Consider the following 17,587-nt stretch of genomic DNA (forward strand, 5'->3'; position numbering starts at 1 on the left):
GGCCTAGGTGTTTTTGCGGTCTGACCGCGCTTTCCTTTTCTGTTTCGTCATGTGGCTGTTGCGGCCATATTCCATGTTCTTTCCTTGGGCAGCGGTCGGAGCTTCGGTCTCCCGGCGCCGTTATCCAAGGTTTTATGCCCGGAGCTAGGCCATGTTCGGCTGGTTTGAAAAACGTCTCGATCCCTTTCCCGCAGCCACGCCCGTCGTGCCACCCAACCGGTTGCTGCCGTTCATGTGGCATTACGTCAAACCCGCCGCGCCCTGGCTGCTTCTGTTGGGCCTGATGTCCATGGGCATCGCGGTTGCAGAAGTGATGCTCTACCAGTTCCTAGGAAACATCGTGGACTGGCTGGCAACGGCCAACCGCGAAACCTTCCTTCAGGACGAGGGCTGGCATCTTGCTGTGATGGGTGGCCTCGTCCTGGTGGCGCTGCCGTTGATGGGCACCATCCACACCATGACGATGCACCAGACGCTGGCTGGAAACTTTGGCATGATTGCCCGGTGGCACATGCACCGCTTCCTGCTGCGCCATTCCATGACGTTTTTCGCCAACGAGTTCGCAGGCCGTGTTTCGACCAAGGTCATGCAGACGGCGCTGTCCATTCGCGAAGTGGCGCTAAAGGTCATCGACGTCTTCGTCTATGCCATCAGCTTCGTTGGCTCGATGCTGTTCATGGTGGCGGCTGCAGACTGGCGCTTGGCTGTGCCACTCCTCTTCTGGCTGTGCACCTATATCGCGATCCTGACCTATTTCGTGCCGAAACTCGGTCGCCTCGCCAGCGAGCAGGCCGATGCGCGCTCTCTCATGACGGGCCGCATCGTGGACAGCTACACCAACATCGCCACCATCAAGCTGTTTTCCCATGCGGGTCGTGAGGAAATCTATGCGCGTGAAGGAATGAGCGTGTTTCTGGACACCGTCCACCGGCAGATGCGCCGCATCTCCGCCTTCAACATCAGCATCGATATGAACAATGCGCTGGTGATGTTTTCGACTGCTACGCTCGGCCTTTATTTCTGGATGATGGGCTCGGTCTCGGTCGGTTCCGTTGCGGTTGCAATCGGCCTGTCCATGCGCGTCAATGGCATGTCGCAATGGATCATGTGGGAAGTCACGTCGCTGTTTGAAAATATCGGCACGGTCTACGATGGCATGAGCATGATGTCGAAGCCGCACGATATCGTCGATGCCGCCAACGCGCCCGGACTTTCGGCTCACAAGGGCGAAATCCGATTCGAGGACATCCGCTTCCACTACGGCAAGAACAAGGGCGTGATCGAAGGCCTTTCGCTCTATATCAAGCCCGGTGAAAAGGTCGGTCTCGTCGGTCGCTCCGGTGCAGGCAAGACGACGCTGATGAACCTGTTGTTGCGCTTCTACGATCTGGAATCGGGCAAAATCCTCATCGACGGGCAGGATATTTCCACGGTTTCGCAGGATAGCCTGCGTTCGCTGATCGGCGTCGTCACGCAGGATACGTCGCTGCTGCACCGGACCATTCGCGAAAACATCGCCTATGGCCATCCGGGTGCATCCGACGAGGAGATCATCGCGGCGGCAAAGCGCGCCAATGCCTGGGACTTCATCGAAACGCTTGTCGATATGCATGGCCGTCACGGTCTGGATGCGCAGGTGGGCGAACGCGGCGTCAAGCTTTCCGGCGGCCAGCGCCAGCGCATCGCCATCGCCCGCGTCTTCCTGAAAAACGCGCCGATCCTCATTCTCGACGAGGCAACCTCGGCGCTGGATTCGGAGGTGGAGGCGGCCATTCAGGAGAACCTGTTTGCGCTGATGGAAGGCAAAACCGTCATTGCCATCGCCCACCGTCTGTCAACGCTGACCGAGATGGACCGCCTTATCATTCTCGATAAGGGTAAGATCGTCGAAGCCGGTACGCATGGGGAGCTGGTGGAACACGGCGGTATCTACGCCGATCTTTGGCTGCGGCAGTCCGGTGGATTCATTGCGGAGGAAGAACCGGATATGAAGGTGGCGGGGGAGTAGTTTCGGCTTCACGCACTTCGTCACCCCGGCCTTGAGCCGGGGTCTAGTTCGATCAAGTCCTTGATCGAAAAAAGACTCTTTTGCACCGCAGACGCAGCGCTGCTGGACCCCGGCTCAATGCCGGGGTGACGGAGGTCGAGGGATGATTACCAAAATATAATCTCCTCGCGGCTTTGCCCGTGGCTGAATTCCACCTATACAAAATCGATGATCATCACCCGAATTTTTGGCTATTTCGAAAACTGGATCAAGCCCTTCGCCCGCAAGGACGATCTGCGTCCGCCCGAAGACACCTTTGCTTTTATTTGGTTCTATCTCAGGCAAGCCAAAACGCCGTTCTTTGCCATGCTGGTTCTGGGTGGGCTAACTGCGGCTATCGAGGCGGCGTTGTTCTGGTTTGTTGGGCGGCTGGTGGATATTTTGTCCTCCGTCAAGCCGAGTGCGGGATGGGCCGGACTGATTGCCGATCACGGCTATGAACTGATCGGCATGCTGGTTCTGATTGCGGTTGTGCGCTTCGTCGTCACCATGGTCACGGCGCTGGTGGATCAACAGATCATTACGCCCGGTTTTTATAATCTCGTGCGCTGGCAGTCCTACATGCATGTGGCACGGCAATCGCTGAGCTTCTTCCAAAACGATTTTTCCGGTCGCATTGTCACCAAGGTCTGGTCTGGCGGACAGGCGGCGGGCGATCTGGTCACATCGCTGATGGAAAGCGTCTGGTTCGTTGGTATCTACTCTGTTTCGATGCTGTTTCTGATTGGCGGTCTGGACTGGCGTCTGGCCGTGGTGGTGGTGGTCTGGGTCGGTATTTTCTCGATGCTGGCGCGCTATTTCGTGCCGCGCATTCGCAGGCATTCGCGGGAAACGGCGGAAGCCGCATCCATGCTGTCTGGCCGCATGGTGGATGCCTATGGCAACATCCAGACGCTGCGGCTGTTTGGCCGTGACGATGCCAACGACCGCTATATGCGTGATGGTTTCGATATCTTCCAGTCGAAGACCATGATGTTCACGCGCTTCATCACCGGCGTAAGAGCCTCCATGGCGCTGCTGTCCGGCATCATGATCACGTCGATGGCAGCGCTCTGTATCGATCTGTGGCTGTCGGGTCGCATCAGTTCCGGTGCAGTCGCTTTTACGCTGGCGCTTGTGCTGCGTCTCAACTTCCTGCTGGGCCGGTTGATGACGCAGTTCAACGGGATCATGCGCAATTTCGGCACCGTACAAAATGCCGCCGAGTTGATTTCTCAGCCGATCGATTTGGTGGACGTGCCGGGTGCACCGGGATTGGTCGTATCCAAACCCGGTATTCGCTATGACAATGTCAGTTTTCATTACGGACGAAGCAAGGGCGTTATCGACAACCTGAACCTCGATATCGAGCCTGGCGAAAAGGTCGGTATCGTGGGCCGTTCAGGGGCGGGCAAGTCCACACTCGTCAATCTGCTGCTGCGTTTCTACGACGTCGAGAAGGGCCGCATTCTGATCGACGGGCAGGATATCGCCAAGGTCAGCCAGGAAACGTTGCGCGCGCATATCGGCATGGTCACGCAGGATACGTCGCTGCTGCATCGCTCCATTCGCGATAACATCATGTTCGGGCGCATGGATGCCGATGAGGAGCAGTTGCTGGCCGCGATCCGACGCGCCAAGGCGGATGATTTCATCGAACGTCTGGAAGACCAGCGAGGCCGCAAGGGGCTGGATGCGCATGTGGGCGAGCGGGGCGTGAAGCTCTCCGGTGGCCAGCGTCAGCGCATCGCCATCGCTCGCGTGATGCTGAAGGACGCGCCTATTCTGGTGCTGGACGAGGCGACTTCCGCACTGGATTCCGAGGTCGAGGCCGCCATTCAGAGCAATCTGGATGAGTTGATGCGTGGCAAGACCGTGCTGGCCATTGCCCACCGCCTCTCAACCATTGCAGCCCTTGACCGGTTGATCATCATGGATGCCGGGCGTATCGTGGAGCAGGGCACGCATACGCAGCTGGTTGAAAGCGGCGGGCTTTATTCCGAGCTTTGGGCGCGTCAATCCGGCGGGTTTCTCTCGCCAGACGAGGCGGCGCAATAGCGGCTAGGGCGCCGCGATTCTGAAATCGGCTATCAGCCCGAAATGGTTGGAGCCGAGGTTCTGCGGCAGGCGTTCCAGCCTCATCAGGGTTGCAGGCCTGCGCGCATAGATGTGGTCGATGGCGATGCCGAACGCACCGGCATCGATGGGCCATGTCGCCGGTTCCCACTGTGCCTTTTTCAGGTCCGTATCCAGCAGAAAATCTTGCATATCCGGTGCAATACTGGCGGAGTTGAAGTCGCCACCAAGAATCAGCGGACCGGAGACGGCTGCGATGGTGGAGCTGATACGGTTCAGTTCGTTGCGGTGGTACTCATCGAAATACGGCTTTGCGAGGTGGGCCGCGGCCAGCGTCAGCTTCACGCCGTCGATATCGACAACGGCCATGCCAAACCTTTCGCGGCTGACATAGCTCAGCGTTCCGATGCGCGCATCCTCCAGCGGCCGTTTCGACAGGATCAGCAGATCGCAGCGTTGCGTACCCTCGCCACAGCCGATCCGATAGGGATAGGTCTCTTGGATGCGCGGCAGCGCGGTGGTCAGTGCGGCAGCCTCCATCACGTAGGCAACATCGGCATTCGAGGCGATAATGGTGTCAGCGATTGATTCGGCGTTGGCGCTGTTTTCCATCAGCACGTTGAAGGACAGCAGCCGGAAGGCGCGGGCATCTTTCGGTGCGTAACCGTCAGTTACGAACTCGCGCTCCATATATAGGGCGTGCGCACTGAGCGTGAGTGCCCATGTAATGATGATTAAGAACACGCGAGAGCGAAGCACGGCAAGGCACAGAAGAGCGGCGATTGCGACCAGAACGGCAATGTGCAGCTGAAAACTGGTGACGAAGGCCAGCAGCCATAAATCAACGAAAAATCGGGCACTTATGACAGATAGCGCAAGTACGAGCGCAAGCGCCGTGACGCAGGTGAGCCTAGCTTTCAATCCTAAAACCTCGTTTCACAGGCTCCCTGTGATTCTGATTATCACGCGCCAATGCGCCATACAATGTTGCAGGATGGACATGAGGGCAGGAAAAGGCAGAGAAAAATGGCTCTCAAGGCAGAATTACGGCAGCTTTGTGTGCTTTCCTCTTGCCAAGGTCCGCCATATTTTGCGATCAAGCAGAAGAGGTGCGATTTAATCGTCGCGCACTGACCGGGACTCTAGGGACGGAGTTTGTCTTGGATCAAAACAGAGCTGGAGGACTCATGCGACTTTCAACAAAATCAGCGCAGAGGATGGTGTAGCGGTGAGCGAGCACGTAAATGACCAAGACGCTGCGGGTGAACCAACCCGTCGCGATTTTCTGTATCTAGTCACCGGTATGGCAGGCGCTGTCGGCGCTGCTGCCGTTGCCTGGCCCTTTATCGATCAGATGCGTCCAGATGCATCGACGCTGGCGCTTGCGTCCATCGAGGTCAATGTGGCCAGTGTCGAGCCGGGCATGTCCCTGACCGTCAAATGGCGCGGCAAGCCGATCTTCATTCGTAACCGTACGCCTAAGGAAATCGAGGAAGCCAACGCCGTTGCGCTGGCCGATCTGAAAGACCCGGTCGCCCGCAACGCCAACCTCGATGCCGCAGCGCAGGCGACGGACGTTGACCGTTCCGCAGGTGCCGGCAAGGAAAACTGGATCGTCATGGTTGGTTCCTGCACGCATCTAGGCTGTGTTCCGCTGGGTCAGGCCGGCGATTTCGGCGGGTGGTTCTGTCCCTGCCATGGCTCGCACTACGATACGGCGGGCCGCATTCGCAAAGGTCCGGCGCCGGAAAACCTGCATATTCCGACCTTCGCATTCACATCCGATACCGTGATCAAGATCGGATAAGGGGACATTTGAAATGAGTGGTCATTCCAGTTACCAGCCCTCGACCGGTATCGAAAGATGGGTCGATTCTCGCCTGCCGCTGCCACGTATGGTCTATGACAGTTTCATAGCTTATCCGGTTCCGCGCAACCTGAACTACGCCTACACCTTCGGCGCCATGCTTGCCGTCATGTTGATCGTTCAGATCCTGACCGGCGTCGTTCTGGCCATGCATTACGCCGCCGAAACGTCGGTTGCGTTCATTTCGGTCGAGAAGATCATGCGTGACGTCAACCACGGTTGGCTGCTGCGCTACATGCATGCCAATGGTGCGTCGTTCTTCTTCATTGCCGTTTACCTGCACATTGCCCGTGGCCTCTATTATGGCTCGTACAAGGCTCCGCGCGAAATCCTCTGGATTCTCGGCTGCATCATCTTCCTTCTTATGATGGCAACCGGCTTCATGGGTTACGTGCTGCCCTGGGGTCAGATGTCGTTCTGGGGTGCAACCGTCATCACCGGCTTCTTCACGGCCTTTCCGGGCGTGGGTGAGTGGATCCAGCAGTTCCTGCTTGGTGGCTTTGCCGTTGATCAGCCGACGCTGAACCGCTTCTTTGCGCTGCACTACCTGCTGCCCTTCATGATCGTGGGTGTCGTTATCCTGCACATCTGGGCTCTGCATGTGACCGGCCAGACCAACCCGACAGGCGTTGAAGTCAAGACGAAGACGGACACGGTTCCGTTCACGCCTTACGCAACGTTGAAAGACGCACTCGGCATCTCCATCTTCCTGCTCGTCTACGCCTATTTCGTCTTCTACATGCCGAACTTCCTCGGCCACCCTGATAACTACATCATGGCCGACGCGTTGAAGACACCTGCGCACATCGTGCCGGAATGGTACTTCCTGCCATTCTACGCGATGCTGCGTGCCATCACCTTCAATGTCGGCCCAATCGATTCCAAGCTCGGCGGCGTTCTTGTGATGTTCGGTGCGATCATCGTCCTGTTCTTCCTGCCATGGCTGGATACATCGAAGGTTCGCTCCGCCGTTTATCGCCCTTGGTACAAGATGTTCTTCTGGGTCTTTGTGGTGAACTCCATCATGCTCGGCTGGCTCGGCTCACGCCCTGCGGAAGGCACCTATGTCGTCATGTCGCAGATCGGCACGCTCTACTACTTCGGCTTCTTCCTCATCATCATGCCGCTTCTTGGCCTGTTTGAGACGCCGAGGCGTATCCCGAACTCCATCACTGAGGCCGTTCTGGAAAAGAACGGCAAGACTGCTGCCGCCCCTGCGGCTGCCGTCAAGATCTGAGCGCGAGAGAAGGACGATTACAATGAAAAAGCTTGTAACGAGCATCGCGCTTATTGCCGCACTTGGCGGGTTTGGTTCTGCGGTTTCCGCCGCAGAAGAAGGCCATGATCTCAAGGCACAGACCGAACATGCGATTGCAGGCGGGCATTTCCCGATCCTGAAGCCGCAGGAAGAAAAATGGTCTTTCGCCGGACCGTTCGGCAAGTATGACAAGGGCCAGCTTCAGCGCGGCCTGAAAGTCTACAAGGAAGTCTGTTCCGCCTGCCATGCCATGAGCCTGGTGTCTTTCCGCACGCTGGAAGATCTCGGCTATTCGGAAGATCAGGTCAAAGCCTTCGCTGCCGAGTACGAAGTGCAGGACGGCCCCAATGCGGACGGTGAGATGTTCACCCGCAAGGCGGTCCCATCGGATCACTTCCCTTCGCCTTATCCGAACAAGGAAGCGGCTGCGGCCTCCAACGGCGGCGCGGCACCACCTGACATGTCGTTGCTGGCGAAGGCACGCGGCGTCGAGCGTGGCTTCCCGCAGTTCCTCATCGACATGATCCCTGTTGTCGGCGGTTATCAGGAAGGTGGACCCGATTACATCCACGCCCTGCTGACCGGCTATCAGGATGCGCCAGCCGGGATCGAAGTCGCTGAAGGCACGCACTACAACCCGTATTTCGGCAGTGCGATCGCCCTCAAAATGGCGCCACCGATCAGCAACGATCAGGTGACCTACGACGATGGCACCCCGCAGACGCTGGACCAGTATTCGCAGGACGTTTCCGCCTTCCTCATGTGGGCCGCAGAGCCGCATCTGGAACAGCGCAAGCGCACCGGCTTCATGGTCATCATCTTCCTGATGATCTTCACGGCGCTGGTTTATCTCACGAAGAAGTCGGTTTATTCCCGCAAGGAACACTGACGGCTCGAGACAATGATTTACGATCAGCCCTCGCAGTTTTCTGCGAGGGCTTTTTTGTGCCTTGGCGCGACTGCCTGATGATCCAATCGGGTCGAAGACGTATTTCCTGTTTGTCAGCCGCGACCGAGTTGATAAGGTCCTCTGACGACCCATCCCATTCACATACATCGGAAATATCATGACCGTTATCGCTTCGGAGCTTTCTGCCGCCATTCGTTCCATTCCCGACTATCCGAAGCCGGGCATCATTTTTCGCGATATCACGACGCTGCTCGGCAATCCGCGTGCCTTTCGCCGCGCTGTGGATGAACTGGTTCAGCCCTATGCCGGAACGAAGATCGACAAGATTGCGGGGATGGAGGCGCGTGGCTTTATTCTGGGCGGTGCTGTTGCCCACCAGCTTTCAGCCGGGTTCGTGCCGATCCGCAAGAAGGGCAAGCTGCCGCATACCACCGTGCGCGTTGCCTATAGCCTCGAATACGGTGTCGATGAGATGGAAATGCATGTCGATGCTGTCCAGGCTGGCGAAAAGGTCATCCTTGTGGACGACCTGATTGCAACGGGTGGAACGGCGGAAGGTGCCGTCAAGCTGTTGCGCCAGATGGGTGCCGAGATCGTCTCGGCCTGCTTCGTCATCGACCTGCCGGACCTTGGTGGCCGACAGAAGCTTGAGGACCTCGGTGTCGAAGTCCGCACGCTGGTGGAATTTTCCGGGCACTGACCTACAAGAGAGGCTGCCCGAAACGATCCGGGAGCCTCAATCGAACTCCAGCACATTGCTCTCAAAGCGCACGACGGTTTCGCCGTGCTGGTTTACGCCTTCGTTCAGCGTGGTGTTGAGGTGGGTGCCGGGACGAGAGGCGAGGGGGCGGGACGCAATCATGGTTGCGTAATAGGTGATGTCGTCGCCCGCATAGACCGGGCGCAGCCATTTGAGATGGCGAAAGCCGGGCGAGGGGCCGAGCTTTGGTGGCTCTATGCCTTCGGCTGTCAGCCGTCTGACTTCCTTAGACCAGTAGGTCAGGAAGCACTTCATCCATGAGGCGCTGGTTTGCCAGCCGGAGGCGCAGAGCCCTTCGAATACCGAGTTCTTGGCCGCGTCCGCATCGAGATGAAATGGCTGTGGGTCGAATTTTTCAGCGTAGCGGATGATGGATTCAGCCGAGAAGTGGACGGTGCCAAGCTCGAGTTTGACATCTGTCGGATAGAGGTCGATGAACTTCATGATGTCGCTTTCTCCGAGGCTGTGGAGAGCATGGCGTTGAGTTCAACGACGCACACCGTCTCCCCGCGCTGGTTCTGCAACTCGTGCCGCAGCTTTATGACGCCCATGTCGGGCCGCGAGGTGGAGCGGCGCTGGTCCATCACAGTCGATGTGCCGTTCAGTGTATCGCCCGCAAGAACCGGTTTTTTCCACTCGACGAAATCGATGCCAAGTCCGGCCTGCGAGGTGGAGTTGTTGATGTAGCTATCGACTGTCATGCGCATCAACATCCCGCAGGTGTGCCAGCCAGACGCCGCCAGGCCGCCCAGAATGCTGGCTTTGCCCGCTTCTTCCGAGAGATGCATCGGTTGAGGGTCGAATTCCAGCGCAAATTCAATGATTTCATCAGCGGTGACGACCTTCGGGCCCAGCGGAAAGCTCCGTCCCGGCGTGAAATCCTCAAACGTATATTTCACTGGCGAACTCCTCCTTCGCTGGCGTGCGTTTCATCAGCCTAGCTTAACTTCGTCTTTTACGTAAAGGTCAAATCTATGCTGATCTTGGAAACTGTCGTGATCTGAAATGCAAACGGCCCGCGACGGGCGCGGGCCGGTTTGGTCTGTGATGCAGGATCAGGTGTTGAAGCGGAAGTGGATCACGTCGCCATCGTTGACGACATATTCCTTGCCTTCGTCACGGCCCTTGCCAGCTTCCTTGGCGCCCACTTCGCCCTTGAAGGCAACGTAGTCGTCATAGGCGATGGTGAAGGCGCGGATGAAGCCGCGTTCGAAGTCGGTGTGGATGACGCCAGCAGCGCCCGGTGCCTTGGTGCCACGCTCGATTGTCCAGGCGCGGCATTCCTTCGGGCCCACGGTGAAGTAGGTGATGAGGTCGAGCAGGTGATAGCCCGCGCGGATCAGGCGGTCGAGACCGGCTTCTTCCAGACCGAGAGCGGATAGGAATTCCTTCGATTCGTCTTCGGGAAGCTGCGCAACCTCGGATTCGATGGCGGCGGAAATGATGACGCATTCGGCGCCCTGCGCCTTTGCCATCTCGGCCACGGCCTTGGTGTGCTCGTTGCCATCGACTGCATCGGCCTCTGCCACGTTGCAAACGTAGAGCACGGGGTGCGAGGTCAGAAGGTTGAGGCCCTTCAGAACCTCGATTTCATCGGCAGCGAGCGTCTTCAGCAGCAGGCGGGCAGGCTTACCGTCATGAAGCAGCTTGATGACCGCTTCCATGACCGGAAGCTGGGTCAACGATTCCTTGTCCTTGGAAGAGGCGCGCTTGCGGGTCTGTTCCACCCGGCGCTCAAGGCTTTCGAGGTCGGCCAGCATCAGCTCGGTTTCGATGGTATCGGCATCGCCGACCGGGTTGATACGGCCTTCGACGTGGGTAATGTCATCGTCTTCGAAGCAGCGCAGAACGTGGACGACAGCGTCCACTTCGCGGATGTTTGCGAGAAACTTGTTACCCAGACCTTCGCCCTTGGACGCGCCACGCACCAGACCGGCGATGTCCACAAAGGAAATGCGCGTCGGAATGATTTCCTTTGAACCGGCGATATCGGCCAGAATCTTCATGCGCGCATCCGGCACGGCCACTTCACCGGTGTTGGGCTCAATGGTGCAGAACGGGTAGTTCGCCGCCTGTGCCGCTGCCGTTTTCGTCAGCGCGTTGAAAAGTGTGGACTTGCCGACATTGGGCAGACCGACGATACCGCATTTAAAGCCCATGGCTTGAACCTGTCTCTATCTCAAAAATTCCGTTGCCAGCCTTTTGCGGAATGGGCACGGCAAGGTCAAGCCTTGTTGCCGCAAACGCCGAGGATTCCCGCAAAAGACGTCGCTTAGACGGCAGTTTGGTCAAAGCCCAACCAGCCGGAAATCAGCGCCCATCCGCCGTAGAGGATGGCGCCGCTGGTGATGACGGAGAGAATGGCGAGAGCCAGTCCCGTCAACACGGCCATGTCATCCTTCTGCGCCAATCCCAGCGCAATCGCCAGAACGGCGAGGCCCGGAAGCATGTTGCCGAAAGGAATAGGCAAGGCGATGAGCACCGCCATCAGAAAAATGACGATGCCGATGCTGACCGGGCCAAGATGTTCAGCCAGAACATGACCGCGCGGTCGCAATAGTTTTTCCAGCTTCGCCAGTCGTGGCGCAGCCTTCTTGGCCGTAAGTTCGATGATCGAGCGAGAAACGGAAAGGCGGCCGAGAAAACCCGGCAGCACCAGCTTTCGTGAGCCGAACATGATCTGAAGCGACAGGATGGCCAGCGCCGTTCCAAAGATCATGCCTGCGGGAATGCCAGGCGTCGGGACGATGGCGGGAATGGCAAAGACCAGCAGGACGAAGGCCATGGCCTTGTCTCCAAGCTTGTCCAGCAGGCCTGCCAGCGTAACCTTTTCAGGCATTTCGTCGGGCAGGCGGCTCAACGCTTCCGCCATGGTTTCGTGTTGCGTGCCGGAACTCATCTTTGTGGAGTCCGCACTGGCTTTGCATCTCTGGCTGAACGTGTTTCGGTTTTGATCATGTCAGGCAGATGGTGTCGGGACGGGAAGTTTCAAGTATGTCAGGCAGCGTATCTGCCATCAGACATCGCCTACGATGACGTCAAAATGGCATCAGCCTGATTTCTTGTAATCCTGAGCTTTGGAGCCGCGCCTTCAGGTCGGATTCTTGTCCATCATCGAATGTGCGTTTGGGCAGGGGAATGTAGAGATTGGGTCCGAAGAAGAGGGTGATCATGGTTTGATCCTCGCTCCAGCCCCGAAAGTTTACCCATTCATATCTCTGAAATCCGTTTGAATGGCGAATGCTCAAGGCGTCGTCGTCCCATTCGGTCGTGAGATCAAGATTTCCAAAGGGAGAGTTTTGGACGTTTTTTATCGTCTTCTTTTTGCCGAGACGATTGAGAATATACAACGCAATAATAATGGAAGGAATGATTGTCAGGTTCGTGATGACAAGGTCAAAAACCGTTGAAGGATGGGATTGCCAGTTTACAAAAGCAATCACTGCGAGAAAGAACAGAAAAGATATCAGGTAATTTTTCTTTCCTTGGCGCCTGAAGTGATCCGTTCCCTTGGCAAATTCCTCTGCCGTCAGCCGGTAGAAGATTGTTTTTAAACCGGACATCGACATTCCTCACATCAATAAAACGGGATAATCGAAGCAGTCTTGGGTTGTATATTCGGCAAGTTCAAGGCGACCGTTTGGAACATATGTCGAATTAGTCCTTCTTGCCGAACATCCGTTTCAGCATCTCCGCCATCGGTCCGGTCTCCGGCAGCTTCTTAGGCTGAGCGGAATTGCGGGCCTGATGAATGTGCGATTTGGCAGCAGGCTTTGCTGTTTCTTTCTTTTCTTCGGATTTGACGCCGACGGCAAGCGCCAGCTTGTTCATCAGCTGCGAATCCTCGCCCTTGACCAGCATTTCGGCATTGTCGGCGATGGCGTCTAGAAGCGGCTCCAGCCAGACCTTGTCGCTCTTGGCGAAGTCACCCAGTACGTGGCCATGCACCCGTTCCTTGTCGCCGGGGTGGCCGATCCCGAGTCGAAGGCGGCGGTAGTCCTTGCCGCAATGGGCGTCGATGGATTTCAGGCCATTGTGGCCGCCGTGACCGCCGCCGATCTTGATGCGGGCGCGACCGGCCACCAGATCAAGCTCATCATGAATGGCAATGATGTCACCCGTCTCCACCTTGTAGAAGCGCGCGGCCTCACCGATGGATTCGCCCGACAGGTTCATGAATGTCAGAGGTTTCATCAACAGGACTTTTTCGCCCGCGATCTCGCCTTCTGATATCTCGGACTTGAACTTCTTCGACCATGGCGAAAAGGATGGCAGGCGTTGCAGGGCATCGACGGCCATGAAGCCGATATTGTGTCGATTGCCTGCATATTGCGTGCCGGGATTGCCAAGGCCTGCAATGATGATCATGGACGTGTCCGCTCGGTTGATTTTATACTTGCCCCTTCACCACCGAAAAATCGGGCGGGTGTCAACGGGTTTGTCTATATTTATCCCCTACGGGCGGATCACGAGGCCATGTTTTTCGTAGATACGACGCTGGGTGCCGTCTGCAATGATGGCGTCGAGCGCGGCCTGCATTTTGTCGATCAACTCTTTCGGCACAAGCTGGTTGCAGGCCATGCCGAGGCTCTGCTGGGTCAAAAGCACGGTTTCCGAAAATGCAGTGGGCGATAGTTTTCTGAGCGCACTTTCAGACATCGGCATCAGGTCGATGCGGCCCGCGACCAGTTTCAGCAGCGTCGTGTCGAAATCGGCGCTGAGATCGACTCTGGGAAACCCCAGCGATTTGAGGAGGGACTCAGTATAGTCGGTGCGTTGCGTGCCGACGGTGTAGGCCTTGGCGTCATCCAGCGTCTTGATGTTCAAATTCCTGCCGCTCACTGCCACGAGGACATTGCGGTCGGTGTGGATGGGGGAGACCCATTTGAACTGGTTTTCACGCTCCGGTGTGCGGGCCGCGGCTACAACGCAGTGCATGGGCTCGGTTTTGGCCAGCGCCAGTGCGCGCGCCCAAGGCAGCACACTGGCCTCATACTGGATGCCGGTGCGCTCGAAGATGATCTTCAACTGGTCCATGTAGACGCCAGTTGGGTGCCCGTCTCCGTCCCGTACGTTGTACGGCGGATATTCTTCCGTTGAAATGTAGAGCGTTTCTGCCGATGCCGAAATGGGCATGGCTAGTGTCATCAACGCCAAAAGAATTCGCCACATCGCCCCCTCATCCTCCCCGATGATGTTAGGTCCCGACTTTCATCCTCACGTCCTGCTTGTCGAAGGCTGCCATATAGGTACTGATCGGCTGCGGTTTTGCAAACAGATAGCCTTGTCCGCAATCAACGCCGATTTCCTTCAACATTGCCTCCTGCTCCCGTGTCTCGATCCCCTCGGCGATGACGATGCAGTTCATTTTGTGCGAGATGGCGCTGATGCCCTCGACCAGCATCCGGCTTCTGTGGCTGATCTCGGCCACGTCGTCGCGAATGGAGCGCGTGAAGGACTGGTCGATCTTGACGATATCGATCGGGAAGCGATTGAGGTAGCTCAGCGAGGAATAGCCGGTGCCGAAATCGTCGAGCGCGATGCGGCATCCCAACTCGCGAATGGCACTCAGCACGGCACGAATTTGCGGATCGTCATGCATCAGCACGGCTTCGGTAATTTCTACCACCAACCGGCCAGGCACGATGCCGTGGCGGTATAGAAGGCCGGCAATGCGGGTGGGCAGGCCGGGTTCGAATTGCAGCGCGGAGAAATTGACCGCGACATATGCTTTTTCCAGACCCGGAAGCTTTGAAAGGGCTGCAAGATTGCGGATGGAATGATCCAGAATGGCGTTACCGATGCGGCGGATCGTGCCATTTTCTTCTGCTACGCCGATGATGGCGGCGGGCGGCAGGATGCCCTTGCGCGGATGGTTGAGCCGCATCAGTGCCTCGAAGCCCACCGTTTCGCCGTTGGTCAGATTGCGGATCGGCTGGAAATGCGCTTCTAGCCAGTTGCCTTCCAGTGCCTGCTCTATGTCCTGCTCGATCTCCGCGCGCTCGCGCGCCTCGTTCATGATGGCAGGGTCGAACATCTGCGCGCCGTTCTTGCCCGCGCGCTTTCTGCTGTACATGGCCATGTCGGAGTTCTGCAGGAGCTCCGCCGCCGTCTTTGCGTGGGTGGGATAGAGCGCCAGACCGATACTGGCGCTCAGCCGGACGCTGTGTCCGGCAGCATCGAATGGCGTGTCGAAGATGGCGCAAATCTGATCGCAGATACGAGCGGCGCGGATGTCGGTATTCGGACCCGCCAGCAAAATGGCGAACTCGTCTCCGCCCAGCCGCGATGCGCTGTCGAGCGGCGTCAGCAGCAGCTTGAGCCGTTCCACGAAGGTCTTGAGAACAGCGTCGCCTGCGGCATGGCCCAGATTGTCGTTAATGATCTTGAAGCGGTCGAGATCAACGAACAGACACGCAAGCTCGGTGTGGTTTTCGTCTGCCTCGATGATTTTTTCGTCCAGAATGGCCTCGAAGCCCTGCCGGTTGAACAGGCCGGTCAGGTGGTCCGAGATGGCTTGCAGGCGGTTGCGCTGCTCGGAACGGCGCAGTTCCGTCACGTCGGTCATGACGCTCAAACCCTCGGAACGATAATAGCCATCGCCGAGATCAAGGGTCTTTTCCGCAATCAGCACATCCATGAAGCGGCCATCGCCGCATTGGAAGTGGAGGGTCAGCTCGGAACTTCCTGCCGTGGTATCAGCCGTGGGTTCGTGGTGTTTGCGCAGCACGAAACGGGCGCGATCCTCGGGTACGATGAGGTCTGCGAAGTTGCGGCCCAGAACGTCTGCGCGCTGATATCCGGTTGCTTCCACCCAGTAATCGCTCACGGCGGAAATCCGGTCTGCCGGGTCCAGCGAAAACAGCATGGCGGGAGTGCGATTGTAGATTTCCGTTGTGCGCAGATGCGCTTTCTTGATTTCCTGCTCTTCCCGATCCAGCTGGATTTGCATTTCATTGAAGCTCTGCGCCAGCCGCCCCATTTCGTCCTTAGAACGCCAGTCCACATGGTGGCGAGCGCCCAGCCGCCGGGTGGCCTCGATGGCCGCTGTCAGGCGCAACAGGGGCTTCATCACCATCAGTCGGTTGCCAATGATGGCGGTCGCGAAAATGGTCAGGATCGCCAGGATGAAGATGGAAATGAAGGCGAGCTCGAGATTGCTGAGCGAGGTCAAAAGGCCGACATTCTGGAAGAAGACGGTGATGCTGCCGACCTTCGTCTCACCATCGAGGTTCTTGTAGGTGATGTCGCGCGTGATTGAGGATGTATCGGTGGAAAAGGTGCTGCCTGCGGTCTGGGTGATGTCGAGATGGCCGAGTGTGTCGCGCACTTTCACCATGTAGACGGCTGGGTCTGTCACCAGAGTTCCGGTGATCTGGTTGATGCTGTCGTCATCGAGGTCCCATAGCGGGCGCCCGAGCGCCTGCGAGTTGGCGACGAGCAGGATTTCCAGACGGTCTTTCTGATTGGCGACGGACTCATGGTGGGACAGCATCAACAGGATCGTGAAGAGCGGAACGATCAGCGCCAGAACGGTGCCTGATACGATCGCGATGAAGCGACTTTCGACGGAATGAGTCATCTGTAGCAACTGTCGTCCCTTTGCCCTGTAAACCCTTTGCCGCACAGAATTCCCCGCCTGCGCGATAATGAAGCCTCTTCCCTAAATATAAAATGCTGAGCGGAGCCGACGAATGGTCCGAACGTGCGAATACATCAGACCTAAACCTAAAGTTTTGACGTATCGTTGCCGGGGATGATTAACTCTTGCTAAAAATAGGAATTACAAAACGAACGACCGGCAAACGGGCCCGTCACAGAGCATGAAAAAAGCCCCGCATCTTGCGATGCGAGGCTTTGAATAAAGAGAAAAATGCGGCGCCTTGGCGCCAGCAAACTTACTCGGAAGCGTCTTCTGCTGCCGGAGCTTCTTCGGTCTCGTCAACGATCGCGACAGTTGGCGGCACGATGGTTGCGATGGTGAAGTCGCGGTCGGTGATGACAGGTGCAACGTTCTTCGGCAGCTTGACCTGCGAGATGTGAACGCTGTCGCCGATCTTCAGGCCGTCGAGATCGACGGTGATCGCATCAGGAATGTCGTTTGCCGGTACGTGGGCTTCGACAGTGTGACGAACGATGTTGAGAACGCCACCCTTCTTGATTTCCGACTTGTCTTCGTTGATGAAGTGAACCGGAATTTCGACAGTGACCTGCGAGTTGCCGGATACGCGCAGGAAGTCTACGTGCACCATGAAGTCGCGGACTGGGTCGCGCTGGTAGTCCTTCGGCAGAACCTTGTACTTCTTGCCGTCAACGTTGAGCGTTGCCACAGTCGTCATGAAGCCGCCAGCCTGGACGCGCTTCGTGACTTCGTTGGTCGAAATCGCGATAGAAATTGGGGCTTGCTTGTCACCATAGATGACAGCAGGAATCAAACCGTTGCGACGTAGTTCACGAGAGGACCCCTTACCAACTCGTTCGCGCGCTTCGGCCTTGAGCTCATAAGATTCTTTGCTCATGGCATAATCCTTTTAGGTTGTCTGGAGAGCCCAATCCGACACAGCGGATTGAACTGGAGAAGGCCTTCGAAAACGCCGTCTCGCCCGCGTTGCCTCCAAGGGTGTCTACACGGATGCGGGCCCTATAGTCCAAAGATGCCGCAAAGGCAAGGGCCGCAGACGCATCGCACA

General features: G+C 57.3%; 16 protein-coding genes. 6 read left to right on the plus strand and 10 right to left on the minus strand.

Going from position 1 to position 17,587, the window contains the following annotated elements; translation table 11 throughout:
* Positions 1-151 precede the first annotated feature (151 nt).
* Both QRN55_RS07815 and QRN55_RS07820 read left to right on the plus strand, forming a co-directional pair.
* Positions 152-2,008, plus strand: a complete 1,857-nt coding sequence (locus QRN55_RS07815) for an ABC transporter ATP-binding protein (protein ID WP_284776193.1) — start codon at positions 152-154, stop codon at positions 2,006-2,008.
* A gap of 207 nt (positions 2,009-2,215) precedes the next feature.
* The gene (locus QRN55_RS07820) at positions 2,216-4,084 is read left to right on the plus strand and encodes an ABC transporter ATP-binding protein (RefSeq protein WP_284776196.1); all 1,869 of its coding nucleotides are present in this window, start codon (positions 2,216-2,218) and stop codon (positions 4,082-4,084) included.
* 3 nt (positions 4,085-4,087) lie between these two features.
* On the opposite strand, the gene QRN55_RS07825 is transcribed toward QRN55_RS07820, so the two are convergent.
* The gene (locus QRN55_RS07825) at positions 4,088-5,023 is read right to left on the minus strand and encodes an endonuclease/exonuclease/phosphatase family protein (RefSeq protein ID WP_284776198.1); all 936 of its coding nucleotides are present in this window, start codon (positions 5,021-5,023) and stop codon (positions 4,088-4,090) included.
* A gap of 307 nt (positions 5,024-5,330) precedes the next feature.
* On the opposite strand from QRN55_RS07825, the gene petA reads away from it, so the two are divergent.
* The 4 genes from petA to QRN55_RS07845 all read left to right on the plus strand — a co-directional run bounded on the left by petA (position 5,331) and on the right by QRN55_RS07845 (position 8,837).
* On the plus strand, positions 5,331-5,909 hold the full coding sequence (gene petA, locus QRN55_RS07830; RefSeq protein WP_284776200.1) for a ubiquinol-cytochrome c reductase iron-sulfur subunit: 579 nt from the start codon (positions 5,331-5,333) through the stop codon (positions 5,907-5,909).
* Between the two features lie 13 nt (positions 5,910-5,922).
* Complete coding sequence (locus QRN55_RS07835; protein WP_111837831.1) at positions 5,923-7,206, plus strand: cytochrome b; 1,284 nt, start codon at positions 5,923-5,925, stop codon at positions 7,204-7,206.
* 22 nt (positions 7,207-7,228) lie between these two features.
* Entirely contained in the window at positions 7,229-8,116 is an 888-nt protein-coding gene (locus tag QRN55_RS07840) for a cytochrome c1 (protein WP_111837832.1), read from the plus strand.
* Positions 8,117-8,294: 178 nt separating this feature from the next.
* The gene (locus QRN55_RS07845; RefSeq protein WP_284776205.1) at positions 8,295-8,837 is read left to right on the plus strand and encodes an adenine phosphoribosyltransferase; all 543 of its coding nucleotides are present in this window, start codon (positions 8,295-8,297) and stop codon (positions 8,835-8,837) included.
* A 36-nt stretch (positions 8,838-8,873) separates the two neighbouring features.
* Here the strand turns inward: QRN55_RS07845 and QRN55_RS07850 are convergent, their stop codons facing one another.
* From QRN55_RS07850 to QRN55_RS07890, 9 genes are all read right to left on the minus strand, one after another.
* A complete protein-coding gene (locus QRN55_RS07850) occupies positions 8,874-9,341 on the minus strand; it encodes a MaoC family dehydratase (RefSeq protein WP_284776207.1) in 468 nt (155 codons plus the stop codon).
* On the minus strand, positions 9,338-9,796 hold the full coding sequence (locus QRN55_RS07855) for a MaoC family dehydratase (protein WP_284776209.1): 459 nt from the start codon (positions 9,794-9,796) through the stop codon (positions 9,338-9,340). The genes QRN55_RS07850 and QRN55_RS07855 overlap by 4 nt, the downstream gene beginning before the upstream one ends.
* A 156-nt stretch (positions 9,797-9,952) precedes the next feature.
* Positions 9,953-11,056: a redox-regulated ATPase YchF gene (gene ychF / locus QRN55_RS07860; protein ID WP_112499584.1), complete on the minus strand. Its 1,104-nt coding sequence runs from the start codon at positions 11,054-11,056 to the stop codon at positions 9,953-9,955.
* A 113-nt stretch (positions 11,057-11,169) separates the two neighbouring features.
* A complete protein-coding gene (locus tag QRN55_RS07865; protein ID WP_284776212.1) occupies positions 11,170-11,796 on the minus strand; it encodes an exopolysaccharide biosynthesis protein in 627 nt (208 codons plus the stop codon).
* 139 nt (positions 11,797-11,935) lie between these two features.
* Positions 11,936-12,460 carry a YcxB family protein gene (locus QRN55_RS07870; RefSeq protein WP_284776214.1) on the minus strand — a complete coding sequence of 175 codons (525 nt, stop codon included), beginning with the start codon at positions 12,458-12,460 and terminating at the stop codon, positions 11,936-11,938.
* A 94-nt stretch (positions 12,461-12,554) separates the two neighbouring features.
* Positions 12,555-13,265: an aminoacyl-tRNA hydrolase gene (gene pth / locus QRN55_RS07875; protein ID WP_284776216.1), complete on the minus strand. Its 711-nt coding sequence runs from the start codon at positions 13,263-13,265 to the stop codon at positions 12,555-12,557.
* 87 nt (positions 13,266-13,352) lie between these two features.
* Entirely contained in the window at positions 13,353-14,069 is a 717-nt protein-coding gene (locus tag QRN55_RS07880; RefSeq protein WP_284776217.1) for a substrate-binding periplasmic protein, read from the minus strand.
* 25 nt (positions 14,070-14,094) lie between these two features.
* Entirely contained in the window at positions 14,095-16,479 is a 2,385-nt protein-coding gene (locus QRN55_RS07885; protein ID WP_284776219.1) for an EAL domain-containing protein, read from the minus strand.
* A 316-nt stretch (positions 16,480-16,795) separates the two neighbouring features.
* A complete protein-coding gene (locus tag QRN55_RS07890) occupies positions 16,796-17,416 on the minus strand; it encodes a 50S ribosomal protein L25/general stress protein Ctc (protein ID WP_111837842.1) in 621 nt (206 codons plus the stop codon).
* Positions 17,417-17,587 lie beyond the last annotated feature (171 nt).

The sequence above is a fragment of the Agrobacterium sp. lyk4-40-TYG-31 genome, from assembly GCF_030209855.1.
GTDB lineage: Bacteria > Pseudomonadota > Alphaproteobacteria > Rhizobiales > Rhizobiaceae > Agrobacterium > Agrobacterium vaccinii.

Bases quoted from the DNA above. Each gene is read 5' to 3' on its own strand.
- QRN55_RS07815 (WP_284776193.1), top strand. From the start codon at position 152: ATGTTCGGCTGGTTTGAAAAACGTCTCGATCCCTTTCCCGCAGCCACG.
- QRN55_RS07820 (WP_284776196.1), top strand. From the start codon at position 2,216: ATGATCATCACCCGAATTTTTGGCTATTTCGAAAACTGGATCAAGCCC.
- QRN55_RS07835 (WP_111837831.1), top strand. From the start codon at position 5,923: ATGAGTGGTCATTCCAGTTACCAGCCCTCGACCGGTATCGAAAGATGG.
- QRN55_RS07840 (WP_111837832.1), top strand. From the start codon at position 7,229: ATGAAAAAGCTTGTAACGAGCATCGCGCTTATTGCCGCACTTGGCGGG.
- QRN55_RS07845 (WP_284776205.1), top strand. From the start codon at position 8,295: ATGACCGTTATCGCTTCGGAGCTTTCTGCCGCCATTCGTTCCATTCCC.
- QRN55_RS07850 (WP_284776207.1), bottom strand. From the start codon at position 9,341: ATGAAGTTCATCGACCTCTATCCGACAGATGTCAAACTCGAGCTTGGC.
- ychF (WP_112499584.1), bottom strand. From the start codon at position 11,056: ATGGGCTTTAAATGCGGTATCGTCGGTCTGCCCAATGTCGGCAAGTCC.
- QRN55_RS07865 (WP_284776212.1), bottom strand. From the start codon at position 11,796: ATGAGTTCCGGCACGCAACACGAAACCATGGCGGAAGCGTTGAGCCGC.
- QRN55_RS07870 (WP_284776214.1), bottom strand. From the start codon at position 12,460: ATGTCCGGTTTAAAAACAATCTTCTACCGGCTGACGGCAGAGGAATTT.
- pth (WP_284776216.1), bottom strand. From the start codon at position 13,265: ATGATCATCATTGCAGGCCTTGGCAATCCCGGCACGCAATATGCAGGC.
- QRN55_RS07880 (WP_284776217.1), bottom strand. From the start codon at position 14,069: ATGTGGCGAATTCTTTTGGCGTTGATGACACTAGCCATGCCCATTTCG.
- QRN55_RS07885 (WP_284776219.1), bottom strand. From the start codon at position 16,479: ATGACTCATTCCGTCGAAAGTCGCTTCATCGCGATCGTATCAGGCACC.
- QRN55_RS07890 (WP_111837842.1), bottom strand. From the start codon at position 17,416: ATGAGCAAAGAATCTTATGAGCTCAAGGCCGAAGCGCGCGAACGAGTT.